The sequence below is a fragment of the Kitasatospora sp. NPDC127067 genome (assembly GCF_042724755.1).
GTDB lineage: Bacteria > Actinomycetota > Actinomycetes > Streptomycetales > Streptomycetaceae > Kitasatospora > Kitasatospora lactacystinica.
Genome location: NZ_JBHXEM010000039.1, coordinates 51,442 through 65,949 on the forward strand (window position 1 = coordinate 51,442; position 14,508 = coordinate 65,949).

14 protein-coding genes are annotated in these 14,508 nt (G+C 74.1%); 6 read left to right on the forward strand and 8 right to left on the reverse strand.

Annotated features, from left to right (window positions below):
• Positions 1–4: 4 nt before the first annotated feature.
• From ACFWJ4_RS18165 to eccB, 7 genes are all read right to left on the reverse strand, one after another.
• Positions 5–304 (reverse strand): hypothetical protein, encoded by a 300-nt coding sequence (locus ACFWJ4_RS18165; protein WP_380545059.1) that lies wholly within the window; start codon positions 302–304, stop codon positions 5–7.
• Positions 297–746, reverse strand: coding sequence for a YbaB/EbfC family nucleoid-associated protein (locus ACFWJ4_RS18170; protein WP_359899436.1), 450 nt, complete (start codon positions 744–746; stop codon positions 297–299). The genes ACFWJ4_RS18165 and ACFWJ4_RS18170 overlap by 8 nt, the downstream gene beginning before the upstream one ends.
• Positions 747–887: 141 nt before the next feature.
• Positions 888–3,200, reverse strand: coding sequence for a hypothetical protein (locus ACFWJ4_RS18175; RefSeq protein WP_380545061.1), 2,313 nt, complete (start codon positions 3,198–3,200; stop codon positions 888–890).
• A gap of 94 nt (positions 3,201–3,294) precedes the next feature.
• The gene (locus ACFWJ4_RS18180; protein ID WP_380545063.1) at positions 3,295–3,663 is read right to left on the reverse strand and encodes a hypothetical protein; all 369 of its coding nucleotides are present in this window, start codon (positions 3,661–3,663) and stop codon (positions 3,295–3,297) included.
• 23 nt (positions 3,664–3,686) lie between these two features.
• Positions 3,687–3,995 (reverse strand): WXG100 family type VII secretion target, encoded by a 309-nt coding sequence (locus ACFWJ4_RS18185; protein WP_359899441.1) that lies wholly within the window; start codon positions 3,993–3,995, stop codon positions 3,687–3,689.
• 32 nt (positions 3,996–4,027) lie between these two features.
• Complete coding sequence (locus ACFWJ4_RS18190) at positions 4,028–4,354, reverse strand: hypothetical protein (protein ID WP_359899443.1); 327 nt, start codon at positions 4,352–4,354, stop codon at positions 4,028–4,030.
• Between the two features lie 75 nt (positions 4,355–4,429).
• A complete protein-coding gene (gene eccB / locus ACFWJ4_RS18195) occupies positions 4,430–5,971 on the reverse strand; it encodes a type VII secretion protein EccB (RefSeq protein WP_380545065.1) in 1,542 nt (513 codons plus the stop codon).
• 203 nt (positions 5,972–6,174) lie between these two features.
• On the opposite strand from eccB, the gene ACFWJ4_RS18200 reads away from it, so the two are divergent.
• The 5 genes from ACFWJ4_RS18200 to ACFWJ4_RS18220 all read left to right on the forward strand — a co-directional run bounded on the left by ACFWJ4_RS18200 (position 6,175) and on the right by ACFWJ4_RS18220 (position 11,739).
• A complete protein-coding gene (locus ACFWJ4_RS18200; protein ID WP_380545067.1) occupies positions 6,175–7,710 on the forward strand; it encodes a flavin monoamine oxidase family protein in 1,536 nt (511 codons plus the stop codon).
• Positions 7,707–9,131 carry a glutamate-cysteine ligase family protein gene (locus ACFWJ4_RS18205; protein WP_380545069.1) on the forward strand — a complete coding sequence of 475 codons (1,425 nt, stop codon included), beginning with the start codon at positions 7,707–7,709 and terminating at the stop codon, positions 9,129–9,131. Before ACFWJ4_RS18200 ends, ACFWJ4_RS18205 begins: the two co-directional genes overlap by 4 nt.
• A 154-nt stretch (positions 9,132–9,285) precedes the next feature.
• Positions 9,286–9,519, forward strand: a complete 234-nt coding sequence (locus ACFWJ4_RS18210) for a hypothetical protein (RefSeq protein ID WP_380545071.1) — start codon at positions 9,286–9,288, stop codon at positions 9,517–9,519.
• Positions 9,520–9,656: 137 nt separating this feature from the next.
• Positions 9,657–10,862: an MFS transporter gene (locus tag ACFWJ4_RS18215; protein WP_380545072.1), complete on the forward strand. Its 1,206-nt coding sequence runs from the start codon at positions 9,657–9,659 to the stop codon at positions 10,860–10,862.
• A gap of 139 nt (positions 10,863–11,001) precedes the next feature.
• Positions 11,002–11,739, forward strand: coding sequence for a methyltransferase domain-containing protein (locus ACFWJ4_RS18220; protein WP_380545074.1), 738 nt, complete (start codon positions 11,002–11,004; stop codon positions 11,737–11,739).
• 20 nt (positions 11,740–11,759) lie between these two features.
• Here ACFWJ4_RS18220 and ACFWJ4_RS18225 read toward each other — a convergent pair whose 3' ends face one another.
• Positions 11,760–13,133, reverse strand: coding sequence for an FAD-binding oxidoreductase (locus ACFWJ4_RS18225; RefSeq protein ID WP_380545076.1), 1,374 nt, complete (start codon positions 13,131–13,133; stop codon positions 11,760–11,762).
• A gap of 328 nt (positions 13,134–13,461) precedes the next feature.
• On the opposite strand from ACFWJ4_RS18225, the gene ACFWJ4_RS18230 reads away from it, so the two are divergent.
• A complete protein-coding gene (locus ACFWJ4_RS18230) occupies positions 13,462–14,307 on the forward strand; it encodes a ferritin-like domain-containing protein (RefSeq protein WP_380545078.1) in 846 nt (281 codons plus the stop codon).
• Positions 14,308–14,508: the final 201 nt, after the last annotated feature.

The window sequence follows — 14,508 nt, forward strand, 5'->3', positions numbered from 1 at the left end:
CTCGTCAGGCGTTCTTGGCGTCCTGGTCGGCGTCGTTGAGGATGTTGGAGGTGTTCGTCCCGCCCCTCCCGGCGCTCTCGACCGTCTTCCGCACCTTCTTGAACAGCTCCGTGATCGACGTGGTGGGCTCGTCGACGTTGTCGTGGTACGTCGTGCCGATCTCGTCGTGGCCGGCCGAGTTCTTGTTGTACTCGTTGATCTCCCCGGTCTTGACCTCGAACTCATGGAAGAGGTCGGACAGTTCGGGGTACTTGGAGAACTTGTCGGTCAGGTCCGACAGCGCGGTCAGCTTCGGCTTAGCCACGGAACTCCTCCTGCCGGTCGCGCTTGCGCCGCTCCTCGGCCGCCGCCGCGTCGGCGAACCCGGGCCGCATCTGCCGCAGCGGGGCGAAGAGGTCGTCCAGTTCGGTGCCGCCGGTCATCGAGGCCGCCAGGGTCTCGCCGAGGCCGCTGAACCCGCTCATCGTCTCGGCCACCCGGTCGCCCATGTCGGCCCGCGCGGTGTTGAGCACGTCGATGAGGGCCTTGGACAGCTCGCCCGGGGCCATCGAGCGGTAGGCGGTGGTGTGGAAGGTCAGCGACACCACCTGTCCCTGCGCTCCGACCACGGCGGTGACCAGCCGGTCCTTGGAGGTCACCGAGGCGGTCGCCGTCTCCAGCTCCTTGGCCGCCGCGGCCATCCTGGCCTGCTGTTCCCCCAGCGCGGCCATCGCCTGCTCGATCTGTGCGGTGAACGGGAACTCCACGCCCGCACCTCCCTCTCTTCCCGAGGGTGCGTCCCGGGCCCGGAGGTGTCGGGCCCGGGACGCACCGGTCCATGGGGTCGTACGGTCCTCTCTACGGCTGCGCCCGCCCGCCCGGTTCGACTCCGGCCGCGAGCGCCCCGATCAGCGGCCGATGACCCCCGTCACCGCACCGGAGTCGGTGCCCCAGACCTCCTCGTCCTCGGACAGCCAGGTGGTGCGCTGGCGCTCCTTCTCGCCCTGGCCGCCGGCGGCCCCGGCGCCGGCGCCGGCACCCATCGGCGGCATCATCGGGCCGCTCATGCCGCCGCTGCCGCCCGTGGTCGAGATGCCCCGGCCCATCAGCTGGGACTCCTCGGCGGCGGCCGTCGCGGCCCGTCCCGCGGCGGAGCGGCCGGCCTGCGCCTCGGCGGCGAGTTCGGCGGCCTTGGCCGCGTCGCCCATCACTGCCGACCGGCCGCCGATGCCGATGGTCGGCGGGCCGGACGCGCCGATGCCGCCGATGCCGCCGCGGCCGCCCGAGCCGCCGAACGACTGGCCCGCCAGGTCCGGGCCGCCCTTGAACGAGGTGGTGATGCCACCCGTCCCGGTCCCGGTGGAGATCCCGCCGAACGACGGCAGCCCGGTCCAGTTGCCTCCGGTGGAGACTCCTCCGCCGGGGTAGCTGACGCCGGTGCCGGGGCGGCCGGCGATGATGGCGTGCGCCTGGTCGTTCATCAGCTGCTCGAACTGGGAGACCGGCCTGCCGTCCGACCCCCGGACGATGCCGTCCTTGTCGATCGTGTCGTCCTTGCCGAGCACGACCGTGTTGCCGTTGGCGTCCTTCAGCAGGTTGCCGTCCGGGCCGGTGACGGTGCCGTCGTCGTTCCGTTTGGAACCGACCGGCACCTTGAACGCGCCCCCGCCGGTCGTGTTGTCGGTGCCCGGCACGGTCGTCGGCTTGCTGACCGTCGTCCCCGGGGGAACGATGATCGGCTTGCCGTCCTTGCCGAGCACCGGCTTGCCGTCCGGGCCGATCACCTCGCCCTTGCCGTTGACGGTGCTGCCGGGCGGCACGGTGATCGGGTTGCCGTCCTTGCCGAGGACCGGCTTTCCCTTTCCGTCCAGCAGCGTCGACTGGCCGCCACCGGGGCCCTTGTTGCCACCGATGCCGCCAGGGTTCCCGGGCACCGTGGTGGGCGGTGGAGGCGGGATCTTGCCCGTGCCGGAGCCGCCCCCGGGTCCCTTCTTGTCCTTGTTGTCACCGATCCCGCCGATCCCGCCGGTGCCGCCACCGCCCGCACCGCCGCCCGCACCGCCGTCACCCGCACCGCCGCCGCCGGTACCGGGCGGCGGCTTGGGGCCCTCCTGGGTCGGCGGCTTGTCGGCCGGCAGCCACTTCTGCGGGGGTTCGAGCTTCTGGAGGACGGCGGCGGCGTGCGCGTACGCCGTCTTGAAGGTGGCCATCACCTCGGTCGCCTGCTTGTCCAGGACGATCTCGATCCACGAGGTCCAGATCTTCTTGGAGATCTCGTCGATCCAGGCCTTCAGGGCTTCCTTGTCGTCCGGTGACGGAGCCGCTCCGGTGGCCGCGAACTTGAAGGTGCGCGTTCCGTCACCGTTCTTGGTCATCGTCGGCGTCACGTAGGCCGTGGCCGCGCCGAAGGCCGAGTGGACGCACTCGGAGGGCCAGGAGAACGACACCCCCTTGCCGTCCTTGTCCAGGTCGTCGTTCTTGAGCTTCCACTGCGTCCCCGACTCGAGCCGTTTGTCCGGGACCGCCCTCCAGGCGGCGTAGCCGCTGTACAACCCCTTGTACGCGGCGCGCAGCGCCTCCGCGGTCTCGCGCAGGCACTTCGCCTTGGCGTCGGCGTCGTCGCCGAGCTCGACGTGCACCTGGATGAGCTGGTTCCGCAGCCCGATGAGGACTTCCTTGAACCGGCCCGCCGCGCTGCCCTGGAACTCGCTGCCGGCACCCTCGACGCTGTCGGCCCAGCCCTGGACGATCCCCTGCTGTTCCTTGACCCAGGTGTTGACGGCCGAGATGACCGTCGCCGCCTGTTCGAAACTCGGGGCGCTGGTGCGGTCGTTGTACCCGTTGCCCCAGATCAGCGGTCCGAGGATGTTGTCCGCGGCGTGCCCGAAGTGCCCGAGCGGGGTGTCGGTGTCGCCGGCGGGCGGCTGGAGCTGCCAGAAGTTCCAGTCGACCGTGACGCCGACGATCGTGCTCCACTCGTAGGTGTCGTCGCCCTTCGGGTAGAGCCACTCGGCCCACATGTCGAAGCCGGCCTGGCCCTCGTCCTTCTTGTACGGCTTCAGTGCGTCGTTCGTCGACTTGAGGGTGCTGCTGACCTGGATCCCGGTGATCCACGGTTTGCCGATCACCGTGTCCCGGCTCATGATCGAGCTCTGCGTCGAGGCCGCGAACGCCGTCAGGCCGTCTTCCCACGGATAGTGCTTCGGTGCTGTTTCTGCCATGACTTCCTCCCGGAGGCACACGGGGCGGAGCGGGAACGGAACGGGTGTCGGTCCGGCCGCCGGACGGATGGTCCGCCCGACGACCGGGGGGCGCTCAGCCGGTGCTGGTCGGGGGCTTGGGAGTGCCGCCGCCCAGGACGTCCTTGAAGAGCTCCATCGTCTCCGCCTCCGTCAGGCTGTGGTCCTCGCCGTCCGCGAACATGACGCCGGCCATCTCCAGATCCAGCTTGGTGTGCTTGGCGTCGAGCTGGATCGTGGTCAGTGCGTCCTTCACACTGCCCATGAAGGCGTCGACGCCGGTCTTCAGCGTCTGGATCTCCAGCACACTGGTGTTGCCCGGCAGCACGGGCGGACAGGTCTGCACCGTGTTCGCCTCCGTGCCGAGGTCGATCCGGAAGGTCTCCAGATTCGTGGCGAACGCCTTGAGGCCGCTGGTCGAGACCTTGATCGTGGTTTCACCCATGGGGAGCGCCTCCGCCCTCTCGACTAGCCGAACTGCTTGCGCGCGCTCTGGTCGGCCTCGTTCATGATGTGGTGCATGTTGGTGAGCTTCCCGCCGGCGGCGATGATGTCCTGGTTCATCTGTCCGGCGTTGGCCGTCACGGCCTGCTTGAACTCCGTGAAGGCGTCGGCCGCGGCACCCTGGAAGTTTCCGCTCTCGGTCAGGGAGTTGAGCTTCCGCTCCACCTCCCACAGGGCGTCGTCCATCAGCTGGCCCGCCTGGCCCAGCTCGCTCGCCGCCTGGGCGACGGTCTCGTGGTGGAGCTGGATGCTCCCGAAGTTGTCCATCGACATGAGCTCGTTCCTTTCCTCTCCGTGGCGCGCCGTCAGGCGCCGTTCAGCGCGTCGACGATGCCGTCGGCCGCGTGCAGCCGGGCCTCTTCCTCGGCGTGGCTGAGGACCTGGTCGGCGACCTTGGTGGACTCCGCGAAGCGCTCGAACGCGCCGATGACCGTGTGGTAGCGCGTCATCCAGTCCTCGACCTTCTGCTGGAAGGTCGAGCTGGCCCCGGAGATGTATCCGCTGGCCAGTTCCTGCTTGATCCGCTCGACCGTGCGGCCGGCGGTGATCATGCCCTCGATCTGCTGCTCGATGTCGGACAGCGCCTTGCGGATCGCCTCGTCCTGTTTGTTCAAGTTCGCCGGCGTGCTCACCAGGTGCTCCTTTCTCTCCGCGCGCCGGTCGCGCGCGGCTCTGATCGACTCAACGGGACCGCCGCGACCGGCGGTTCAGCCGCAGGTCGCCGTCGTGGCGGCGGACACGGCGGCGTCGAGCGCAACCCCTGCGACGGGCACGGCGGCGGTTCCGGGAACCCCTGCGGTGACCGCCGCGACGGTGGGCGCGCCCGAGGCCGCGGCGTCCGCCAGGGCCGCCGGGTCGAGGCTCGGGCCGGCCGGCAGCAGGGCCACCACCGCGGCCGGGACGGCGACCGGCGTCGCGCCGCCGTAACCGAGCTGCTTGACGACCGCCGCCGAGGGCAGCGGGTAGCGCACCCCGGCCTCGGTGACCAGGTACTCGGTGCCACCGGCGCCGGCGCCCGACAGGGCGCGCACCAGGGCACCGCGCCCCGGCCGGACGGCGATCCGGTCGGCGACGGTGCAGGCCGCACCCGCCGTGCCGCCCGCCGGACCGGCCGGGGCCGCCGGGGGGCGGCCCTCGTAGGCCCGGCCGGCGGGCAGCACGGTGACGGCGGTGGTCGGGGCGCCGGCGCCGGCGTGCAGGTCGGCGCAGACGCCCTCGCCGTGCAGCGGGGCGACCAGCGTCGGCGGCGCCTCCGGGAGCCCCGGGGGCGGCGGTCCGCCGGGCGCGGTGTGCCCGGCGAGGTCCAGGGCGCCGATCGGCGCGGGCGCCGGGGCCGCGCTGCCGTACGCCTCCTTCTGGGTGCGCGGGTCACCGAGCAGCAGGGCGTACAGGGTCGGGGTGAGCGGGGCGAGGCCGTCCTTGGTGAGCAGGTAGTGCGCGCCGCCGGGGGCCTCGAAGAGCTGGCCGATCCGGGTCGGCTTCCCGCCCAGCGCCGGGCCCGCCTCGCCGCGCCGGGCGACGGCGGGCGCCGCGAGGTCGGGCCCGGCCGGCAGCGCGTTCAGCACCCCGGCCGGCACCGGGAACGGCGTCGCACCGCCGTAGCCGAGCGCCTGGAGCGCCTGGTTGGCGGTGTCGACGCGCAGCCGCTGGCCCTGCCAGAGCAGATGCGTCGAGCCGTCCGGGGCGGCGACCAGCAGACCCTGGCCGGGCGCCAGCGCCCGCCCCTCGGCCGCCGGGTCCACCAGCAGGGCGAGCTTCGGTACCGGGGTGCCGGTCGGGCCGGGCTGGGCGGTGGCGCAGACCAGCCAGGTGCCGCCCGCCAGGTCGGCGGCCGGCGGCAGCCCGTCCGGGGCGCCGACGATCCCGACCGGGGCGCCGCGCGGCGCGTCCGCGATCGACGCCCGGCTCACCTGCCGCACCGTCATCTGCTCACCGGCCAGCAGCCTGGCGCTGGTGTCGTTCAGCACCGGGTGCAGCTGCCCGCCGATGGACAGGTACCGGGCACCGGTCTCCTCGACCACCACCAGCGTGCCGGGCTTGGCCCAGCCGTCACCGCCACCGGGCCGGATCACCCCGTACACCGTGACGCCCAGCCCGATCAGCACCCCCACCGCCAGGCCCGTCATGGTGCCCCGGGTGGTGCGCCCGGTGGGGGTGTCCGGCGCGTCGGGCTCCGCCCGCAGCATGCCCGAGGCCAGCCTGCTCATCACGAACAGGTGTGCCTGCACCTGGTCGCGTCGGGACTGCATCCAGTTCCTCCCCGGTTCCTCACGGACGCACCCGCTGCTTCGCGGCCGCACCGCTGCGCGCGCCCACTTCGGTCCTACGGCCCCCCGCACCGGCCGGGTTCACCGCCCCCACCCGTCACTCGCATCGGCGCCGCGAAGTGGCATGCCCGGGGTGCCTGGCCGAGGCTGGGGCGGGGGTCCCGCCTCAGAGGGGTACGGTGCCGATGTTCGAGACGAGCTTTGCCTTCCCGCGTTCGCTGGAGGAACCGGTGGCCGGCGCCCGGGGCCGGGTGGCGGTGGTCGGGGCGGGCGTCTCCGGGCTGGTGTGCGCCTACGAGCTGCAGCGCCGCGGGTTCGACGTCGTCGTGTACGAGCGGGCGAACCGGCCGGGCGGGCGGGTGCGCACCCACCGCTTCTGGGACGGCACCCACGTGGACCTCGGCGCCATGCGCATCCCCGGCAACCACCACTGCGTGCTGCACTACGTCTCCCGGTTCCGGCTGGCGACCCGCCCCTTCGTCAACGCCAACCCGCACGCCTACTACCACCTGCGCGGCCGGCGGGCCCGGGTACAGGACGTCGCGACGCTGTTCCCCGCGTACGAGCTGCGCCCGGCCGAGCGGCAGCCCCCGGGCCCGGTGCTGGACCACCTGCTCGGCTCGGTGTGGCGCACCCTGACCGTGGCGCAGCAGCGCCGCACCCTGGAGGGCCACTGGGACGACCCGGCACTGGAGCGGGCGGCCTCGGTGTCGCTGTGGCAGTTCGTCCACGAGCACCTGTCGCAGGACGCCTGGGACCTGGTCGGCCACGCCACCGGCCTCGCCCACTACGAGCAGTCCTCGCTGCTGGAGGTCCTGGTCGACTACTTCGGCCTGTTCCACCGCGGGCAGGTCGAGCTGGTCGACGGGCTGGAGGCGCTGATCCACGCCTTCGTCGGCTCGCTGCGCCCCGGCACGCTGCGGCTCTCCACCCAGGTCGACGAACTGACGCTGACCACGGACGGCGTCCGGCTGCACGGCCGGCGGATCGGCGCCCGGCTGCACGAGGACGTCGACTACGTGGTGTGCTGCGTCCCGGCGCCCGCGCTCGACCGGATCACCGTCACCCCGGGCCTGCCGCACGCCCAGCGGCACGCCATCCGCGGCATCAGCTACGCGAGCAGCATCAAGACCGTCCTGCACCTCACCCGCCGCCGCTGGGAGCTGGAGGACGGCATCCACGGCGGCGGCAGCTTCACGGACCTGCCGATCCAGCAGTGCTGGTACCCGTCGGACAACGCGGTGCGGGCGAAGAAGGACGGGGTCAACGGCAGTTCCGGCCCCCGCTGGGCGGTGCGCGACCCGCTGCGCTCGGCCGAGCCGACGGCCCTGCTCGGCGCGTACCTGTGGGGTGCCAACGCCCGCCGCTTCGCCGCACTGGAGCCGGCGGACCGGGACGCGCTGGTGCTGGACTGCCTGGAACGGCTCCACCCGGGCATCACGGGGGACGTGGACGACATCGTGCACTGCAACTGGGACGTGCAGACCGGCATGGGCGGCGGCGCCTTCGCCCACCTGACGCCCGGCGAGCACACCCGCTACCTGTCCGTACTCGGCTCCCCGCACCCGGCGGGGCACCCGCGGATCTTCTTCGCCGGCGAGCACCTGTCCGGCGCCCACGCCTGGTGCCAGGGCGCGGCGCAGTCCGCCCTGGGCGCGGTGGGCGCGCTGCTCGACCGGGCCGGGCACCCCCGGGTCGTCACCCGGGTGGGGGCGGTGTGACGGAGGACGAGGCCCGTCCGGCGCCGGGCCCCGCCCCGGCGCCGGACCCCGCGAACCCGGGCCCCGCCGCGGACCCGGGCCCGGCACTCGGCCGGGCCGAACTGCTGGCCCCGTTCCGGCCCGGCCGCGGCGAACTGATCGGCATCGAGGTCGAGTGCGGCCTGGTCGACCCGGTCACCGGACTGGCCGCCCGCTACGACGGCGAGCGCGGCGTGCTGGCCGTCCTGGAGGCCGTGCTGGCCAGGTGGGGCGGCGAGCGGCAGGAGGACGCCGGACGGCTGACCGGGGTCCGACTCCCGGACGGCAGCCAGATCACCCTGGAGCACGGCGGCCAGATCGAGTACTCCTCGACGCCCGTCCCGTCCGTGGCCAAGGCGGTGGACGACATGCGCGCCGCCCTGGAGCAACTCGCCGAGCTGGTCGGCCGGTTCGGCCTCGCCCTGCTGCCCGGCGCCTACCTGCCCTTCGACCGGCTCGCCGACATGCGGTGGGTGCCGATGACCCGGGGCGCCATCATGCGGGACTACTTCACCGGGCTCGGCGAGCCGGGCAGCCGCGCCCGGTACGTGATGGCACTCTCCCTGTCCACCCAGGTCACCCTGGACTACCTCTCCCCCGCCGACTTCACCCGCAAGCTGCGGATGCAGACCGCCGCCGCCCCGGTGATCTCCGCCCTGCTCGTCAACTCGCCGCTGCAGGAGGGAAGTTCCTCCAGCGGACGACTGTCCCACCGGTGCTGGGCCTGGCTGCGGATGGACCCCCGCCGGGGCGGAGTGCTGCCGCCCGCGCTGCGCCCCGACGTCACCGTCGGGTCCGTCGTGGACTGGGCGCTCGACATCCCGCTGATCCACTACCGCACCCCGGACGGCCGCTACCACCCGGCTCCACCCGGGCGCACCTTCGCCGAACTGCTCCGGCACGGCTACCCGGACGGCTCGCGGCCGACCCCGGCCCACTGGAGGTCCCACCTCAACCAGCTGTGGACCAGCACCAGAGTCCGCGACACCCTGGAGCTGCGCGCCTCGGACGGCCCGCCGTACCCGTTCGTCCCGGCCGTCCCCGCGCTCTGGGCCGGACTCAGCTACCACCCCGCCTCCCTCTCCGCCGCCTGGGAGCTGCTCGGCCGCTACACCCTGCACGACCACCGGGCGGCGCTCGCCGAGCTGCCCGCCCTCGGCCTGGCCACCCGCCTCGGCGGCGACCCGGTCCGCCCGCTGGCCGCCGAGCTGCTGCGGCTGGCCCGGGCCGGCCTCGCGGCCCGGATCGCGGCCGGCCTCGAACCGCCGCACGTGCTCGGGTACCTGGACCCGCTGGAGGAGATCCTCGCCACCGGACGGACCTTCGCCGAGCAGTGCCGCGAGCGCTGGCACGGGGACCTGCGCCGCGACCCGGCCCGCTACGTCGCCGCCTACCGGGTCTGACGCCCCGGCGGACCCCCCGGCGGACACCTCCGCGTCAGCAGTTCGTCAGCGCGGTGTCAGCAGCCCGTCAATCCGGCCCGCGGCGGCCGCGAACCGGCGGAAGCTGGACGGACCGCACCTGCACGACCCGCAGGTCCTCCCGGAGGTGAGCCGCATGTCCGTCCTCGCTGGGTTCCATTCCGTCGTCCCCGACCTGCCCCGCCACGGCCACGGCCTGCGCACCGCCGTCGCGCGGGTGCTGGACCGACTGGCCGCCAGCCCGCTCGACAACACCGTGCTCGGCGCGATCGGTACGCCCCGCCCGTCCGGCCTGCGCGCCCGGTGGCGCCCCGCGCCCCGGCCGGACGGCACCACCGCCCTCGAAGCCACCTGGCACCCGGACCGCTGACACCGCCCGACAGCCGTCCGAGCGGCGGTCCGAGCGGCGGTCCGCGCCCGGCGGCGGCCCGGCGCGGACCGCCATTCGGCGCAGCGTTCCCCCGCACGGCACGGTCCCGGCCCGGGGTGCGCGCCTATGGTGGGCGAATGACCGATCGTCGGACCGCCCGGCCCGGCATCGCCCGGGTGGGGCACCTCGTCGCCGCCGCCGCTTTCGCCGTCTGCATGGCGGGCACCACCCTGCCCACCCCGCTGTACGGGCTGTACCAGGAGAAGCTCGGCTTCTCCGAGCTGACGGTGACGGTCGTGTTCGCGGTGTACGCCTTCGGTGTCATCGGCGTCCTGCTGCTGATCGGCAACGTCTCGGACTCCGTCGGCCGCCGGCCCGTGCTGCTCTGCGGGCTGGTCTGCTCGGCGGCCAGCGCCGTGGTCTTCCTCACCGCGGACAGCGTCGCCCTGCTCTGCCTGGGACGCCTGCTGTCCGGGTTCTCGGCCGGCCTGTTCACCGGCACCGGGACGGCGTACGTGCTGGAACTCGCCCCGCCCGGGCACCGGGCCCGCGCGGGCTTCGTCGCGACCGCCGCCAACATGGGCGGGCTCGGCTGCGGGCCACTGCTGTCGGGCGTGCTCTCGCAGTACGCACCCAACCCCCTGGTCCTGCCGTTCGTCGTGCACCTGGGGCTGCTCGCCGTCTCGTTCGCGCTCACCTGGCTGCTGCCCGAGACGGTCCCCGGGGCCCGCCCGCTGCGCACGGCCCGGCCCGACCGGCCGTCCCTGCCGCCGGAGGTCCGGCGGGTGTTCGTGCCGGCCGCGGTCGCCGCCTTCGCCGGCTTCTCCCTGCTGGGCCTGTTCACCTCGGTCAGCCCCGCCTTCCTCGCCGTCGACCTCGGGGTCCACAACCGCGCGGTGATCGGCCTGGTGGTCTTCACGGCCTTCTTCGCCTCCACCCTCGGCCAGCTCCTGGTGCCCCGGCTCGGCACCGCCCGGGCGATCCCGCTGGGCTGCCTGGTGCTGATCGCCGGGATGGCCCTGCTGGCCGCCTCGCTCGCCCGGGAGACCGTGCTCCCGCTGGTGCTCAGCGCCCTGGTGGGCGGCGCCGGGCAGGGCATGGGCCTGCGCGGGGCGGTGGGCGAGGTGGCCGCGGCCGCTCCCGCCGAGCACCGCGGCGGCGCCCTGTCGGCGCTGTTCGTGGTCGCCTACTTCGGCATCTCGGTCCCGGTGATCGGGGTGGGCCTGCTCACCGGACCGCTCGGTCTGGCCCGCGCGGGCCTGGTCTTCGCCGCCTGCATGGCCGTGCTCGCCGCCGCCTCCGGCGTCTACCTGCTGCGCCAGGCGCGCCGCGTCGGGAGCTGAGCCCCGCGCGCCCCCGTACGCGCCCGTCGCGCGCCGCCCGCGCGCGGCCGCCGGGTGCCGCCCGCACCCGCTTGCCGCGCGGGCCGGGTGCCGATAGACACGAGCCAGACACCTTGCGTGACACCCGGAGGTCCCCGCCATGAGCGTGACGAGCCGCTACCTGGACGCCTGGGAGGGCTTCTGGCGCGATGCGCCCGAGGAACCGGGCGCGGTGATCTGGGACGCCGAACCGGCCCTCGGCGCCGAACGCCACCTCACCCTGTTCCGCCCCCACCTGGCCGACCCCGCGCTGCCCGTCGTCGACCTCGGCTGCGGCAACGGCACCCAGACCCGCTTCCTCGCCGAGCACTTCCCGCTCGCCCTCGGGGTCGACCTGTCCGCCGCCGCGGTGGACCGCGCCCGGCGCGGCGACCCGGCCGGGCGGGCCGAGTTCACCCGCTTGGACGCCACCGACGCCGAGGCCGTCCGGGCCCTCCACCGGCGCCTCGGCGACGCCAACGTGTACGTGCGCGGGGTGATCCACCAGAGCGAGCCGGCCGACCGCCAACGCGTGGCCGAAGGCATTCGCATCCTGCTCGGGGCCCGCGGCCGGGCCTTCGTGTTCGAGCTCGCCGAGGCGGCCAAGGGCGTGCTGGAGGCGCTGGTCCGCGGCCCGTCCGGCCCGCCCCCGAAGCTGCGCCCCGTGTTCGCCCACGGACTCGCCCCCGCCGAGGTCGCCGACGCGGTCTTCCCCGAGCTGTTCCGCGCGGCCGGACTCGACGTCCTCGCCACCGGTGAACTGCCGCTGGCCACCACCGAGTCCGCCCCCGACGGCGCCCGGATCGAGCTGCCCGCGCACTGGCTGGTCGCCGGGCCGCGCGGGTCCGCGCCGCTCTGAGCCGGCGCGGCCGACACGCCCTACTCGGGCCGGATGTTCAGGTTGCCGCGCAGGACGTTCGCCGGGTCGTAGGCCTTCTTCACGGCCGCGAGCCGGGCGTAGCGCTCCGGGCCGTAGATCTCCCGGGCCTTCCGGTCGCCCTCGCCCTGGACGTAGTTGGCGTACGCCCCGCCGGTGCCGAAGGCCTCCAGGCCCTCCACCGTCGCCCGCGACCAGGCGATGTGCTCCGCGTCCCGCGCCGGGTCGGTCCAGTGCGCCTCCGCCGTCACCTGGTAGGGGGCGGCGCGGCCGGGGAAGGCGGAGTCCTCCTCGGGGACGTCCGCGATGGCGCCGCGCAGGAACTCGAAGTCGATCGAGCAGAGCGCGGACGGGTTGGCCCTGGTCGCCTCGACCAGCCGGGCCACGGCCTCGGGCGAAAGGTCCTGGAGGTAGCGGGACTTGACGAAGTACCGGTCGCCCTTGGGCTCGCTGCTGTCGCCGAGCGCCTGCAGCTTCGGGTAGGTCATGGGGATGCTGACGCGGGCCGCGGGCCCGACCTCCCGGTAGAGCGCCTCGGTCTGCGCCCGGCCCTCCTCCGGGTCCCCGGTCCACACCGCCAGGAGCAGCAGCGCGTGCCGCCCCCGCAGGTGCTCCGGTATCCACTCCTGCTCACCCGCGCGCTTCAGCCCGCCGACGACGTGCAGGCCGGCCGGCTGCCGCGCGGTGTACGCCCGGTAGGCGGCCAGGGCCTCGGGGACGTCGTCCAGCGCGTGGACGCCCATGCTGAAGAGCGCCGGTCCGACCGGGCGCAGCCGCAGCGTGAAGCGGGTGACCACGCCGAAGTTCCCGCCGCCGCCGCGCAGCGCCCAGAGCAGTTCGGGGTGGCTCTCCTCGGTGGCCTCGACCACCGAGCCGTCGGCGAGGACGACCTCGGCGGCGAGGATGTGGTCGCAGGTAAGGCCCCAGCGGCGGGCGAGCCAGCCGTATCCGCCGCCGAGGGCCAGTCCGCCCAGGCCGGTGTGGGAGATGACGCCGGCGGGGCAGGCCAGTTCGTAGGGCGCGGTGGCCCGGTCGAGGTCGCTGAGCAGGCAGCCGCCCTGGGCCTCGGCGGTGCGGGCCTCCGGGTCGACGGTGACGGCGCGCATCGGCGACAGGTCGATCATCAGCGCGCCGTCGGCGACGGCGCTGCCGCCGACGTTGTGGCCGCCGCCGCGGACGGTGACGTCGAGGCCGTGGGCCGCCGCGTGGCGCAGCGCCTCGCTCACGTCCGCCGCGGTGCGGCAGCGGGCGATGCGGGCGGGGCGGCGGTCGTGCATCCCGTTCCACACCGCGCGCGCCTCGTCGTACCCGGCGTCGCCGGGGCTCAGCCAGTGCCCGGGCGGTGTCGCCCGTGGCAGAACGTCGTCCTCCGGCATGGCGGCACCCCCCGTGATCGATGCATGGCGTACACACGATAGGCGGCCCGTCGACACTGTGTGCGTGAAGATTTGATGATCCATCAGATTTCGGCCATCCTCCGTTCCGGGCCGAACCCTCCCGGACGGGTCACGCCGGCGACCCGGCCGGTCCCGATCGCCGCTGGTCAGCCTCGGACCGCCCGGCGGAGCGCTCAAGTCCCGCCGACGACCGGGATCTTGGCGCATTTGCGGGGCCGGAGCGACGAAAGTGCTCGAACAACGGGGCCCGCCGTGTTTTGCTTCCCTGCACATGACATCGGTCGGCACGACGGCAACGGGGTGAGGGATGGCTGGGACCGAAGGCGCTCCGGACCGGCCGCGTCCGTCGGGCGTGGCCCGCTACCGCACCCGCGGCGTCCCCGGCCTGCACGACCGCTTCATCCGCGACGCCCGCTCGCACGACTGGGAGCCGGCCGAGGTGGTCCACCGGGCCCTGCGGGACCGGACCGCGACCGCCCAGCCCTCCGAGCTCTCCTGGCTGCTCGCGAGCGGCAGCACCTACGCCGAACAGGTCGGCATGGACGTGGCGGCCGGCCTGCTGCACGCCTGCCCCGAGGGCGACATGAAGCTGGTGCTGGCCACCGCGGTGGCCGACGAGGCCAAGCACTCGGCGGTCTTCCACCGCTACGCGCACGCCGTCGCCGGGTCGGTCAAGGATCCGGGCGACGCCGTCGAGGAGCTGTCGCGCGACCTGTGGTCCCTGGACGACTACACCGCCCGCTTCCTGGCCCACACCCTGGCCGAGGGCTTCGCCGCCGACGAGTTCCGCTGGTTCGACGAGGGCCTGCGCGAGGAGGGCCTGGGCGAGGTGTACCGGCTGGTGCGCCGCGACGAGTCCCGCCACGTCGCGCTCGGCATGGCCTACCTCACCCACGGCCCCGGCGCGGACCGACTGCGCCGCATGCCCGCCGAGTTGCTGCTCGCCGCCGAGCAGGTGGTGCTGAAGCACAACGACGTGGACAAGCTGGCCTCGCTGGTGCACCGGCTGCTGCCCGGTACACCGGCACCACGGGTCGCCGCCTGGCTCCGGGCGCGACACGCCACCCGCATGCGGGTGCTCCTGAACGTCCGGGACGACCGGCAAGAACTGTCCCGGCGCCGAAAATCCACGCGAGAACACATGGAGGTGTGATGGAGATCAAGAAGGTTGCCGTCCGCGCTGAGACCAAGGCGGCCAACAAGTACAGCGTGAGCACACGTCGCGCGAGCAAGTAACGAACACTGGTTGTACCGAGGCGGGGGCCCCCCCCGGGGGGGGGCGCCCCCCCCCCGGCCCCGCCCGGGCCCCCACGGCCCGCTGGTGCGCACCCTCGCCAGCCACCTCGCCTACTAC

Coding starts and splice junctions, on each gene's coding strand:
- ACFWJ4_RS18200 (WP_380545067.1), top strand. CDS start 6,175: ATGTTCGAGACGAGCTTTGCCTTCCCGCGTTCGCTGGAGGAACCGGTG.
- ACFWJ4_RS18230 (WP_380545078.1), top strand. CDS start 13,462: ATGGCTGGGACCGAAGGCGCTCCGGACCGGCCGCGTCCGTCGGGCGTG.
- ACFWJ4_RS18225 (WP_380545076.1), bottom strand. CDS start 13,133: ATGCCGGAGGACGACGTTCTGCCACGGGCGACACCGCCCGGGCACTGG.
- eccB (WP_380545065.1), bottom strand. CDS start 5,971: ATGCAGTCCCGACGCGACCAGGTGCAGGCACACCTGTTCGTGATGAGC.
- ACFWJ4_RS18220 (WP_380545074.1), top strand. CDS start 11,002: ATGAGCGTGACGAGCCGCTACCTGGACGCCTGGGAGGGCTTCTGGCGC.
- ACFWJ4_RS18210 (WP_380545071.1), top strand. CDS start 9,286: ATGTCCGTCCTCGCTGGGTTCCATTCCGTCGTCCCCGACCTGCCCCGC.
- ACFWJ4_RS18180 (WP_380545063.1), bottom strand. CDS start 3,663: ATGGGTGAAACCACGATCAAGGTCTCGACCAGCGGCCTCAAGGCGTTC.
- ACFWJ4_RS18215 (WP_380545072.1), top strand. CDS start 9,657: ATGACCGATCGTCGGACCGCCCGGCCCGGCATCGCCCGGGTGGGGCAC.
- ACFWJ4_RS18175 (WP_380545061.1), bottom strand. CDS start 3,200: ATGGCAGAAACAGCACCGAAGCACTATCCGTGGGAAGACGGCCTGACG.
- ACFWJ4_RS18185 (WP_359899441.1), bottom strand. CDS start 3,995: ATGTCGATGGACAACTTCGGGAGCATCCAGCTCCACCACGAGACCGTC.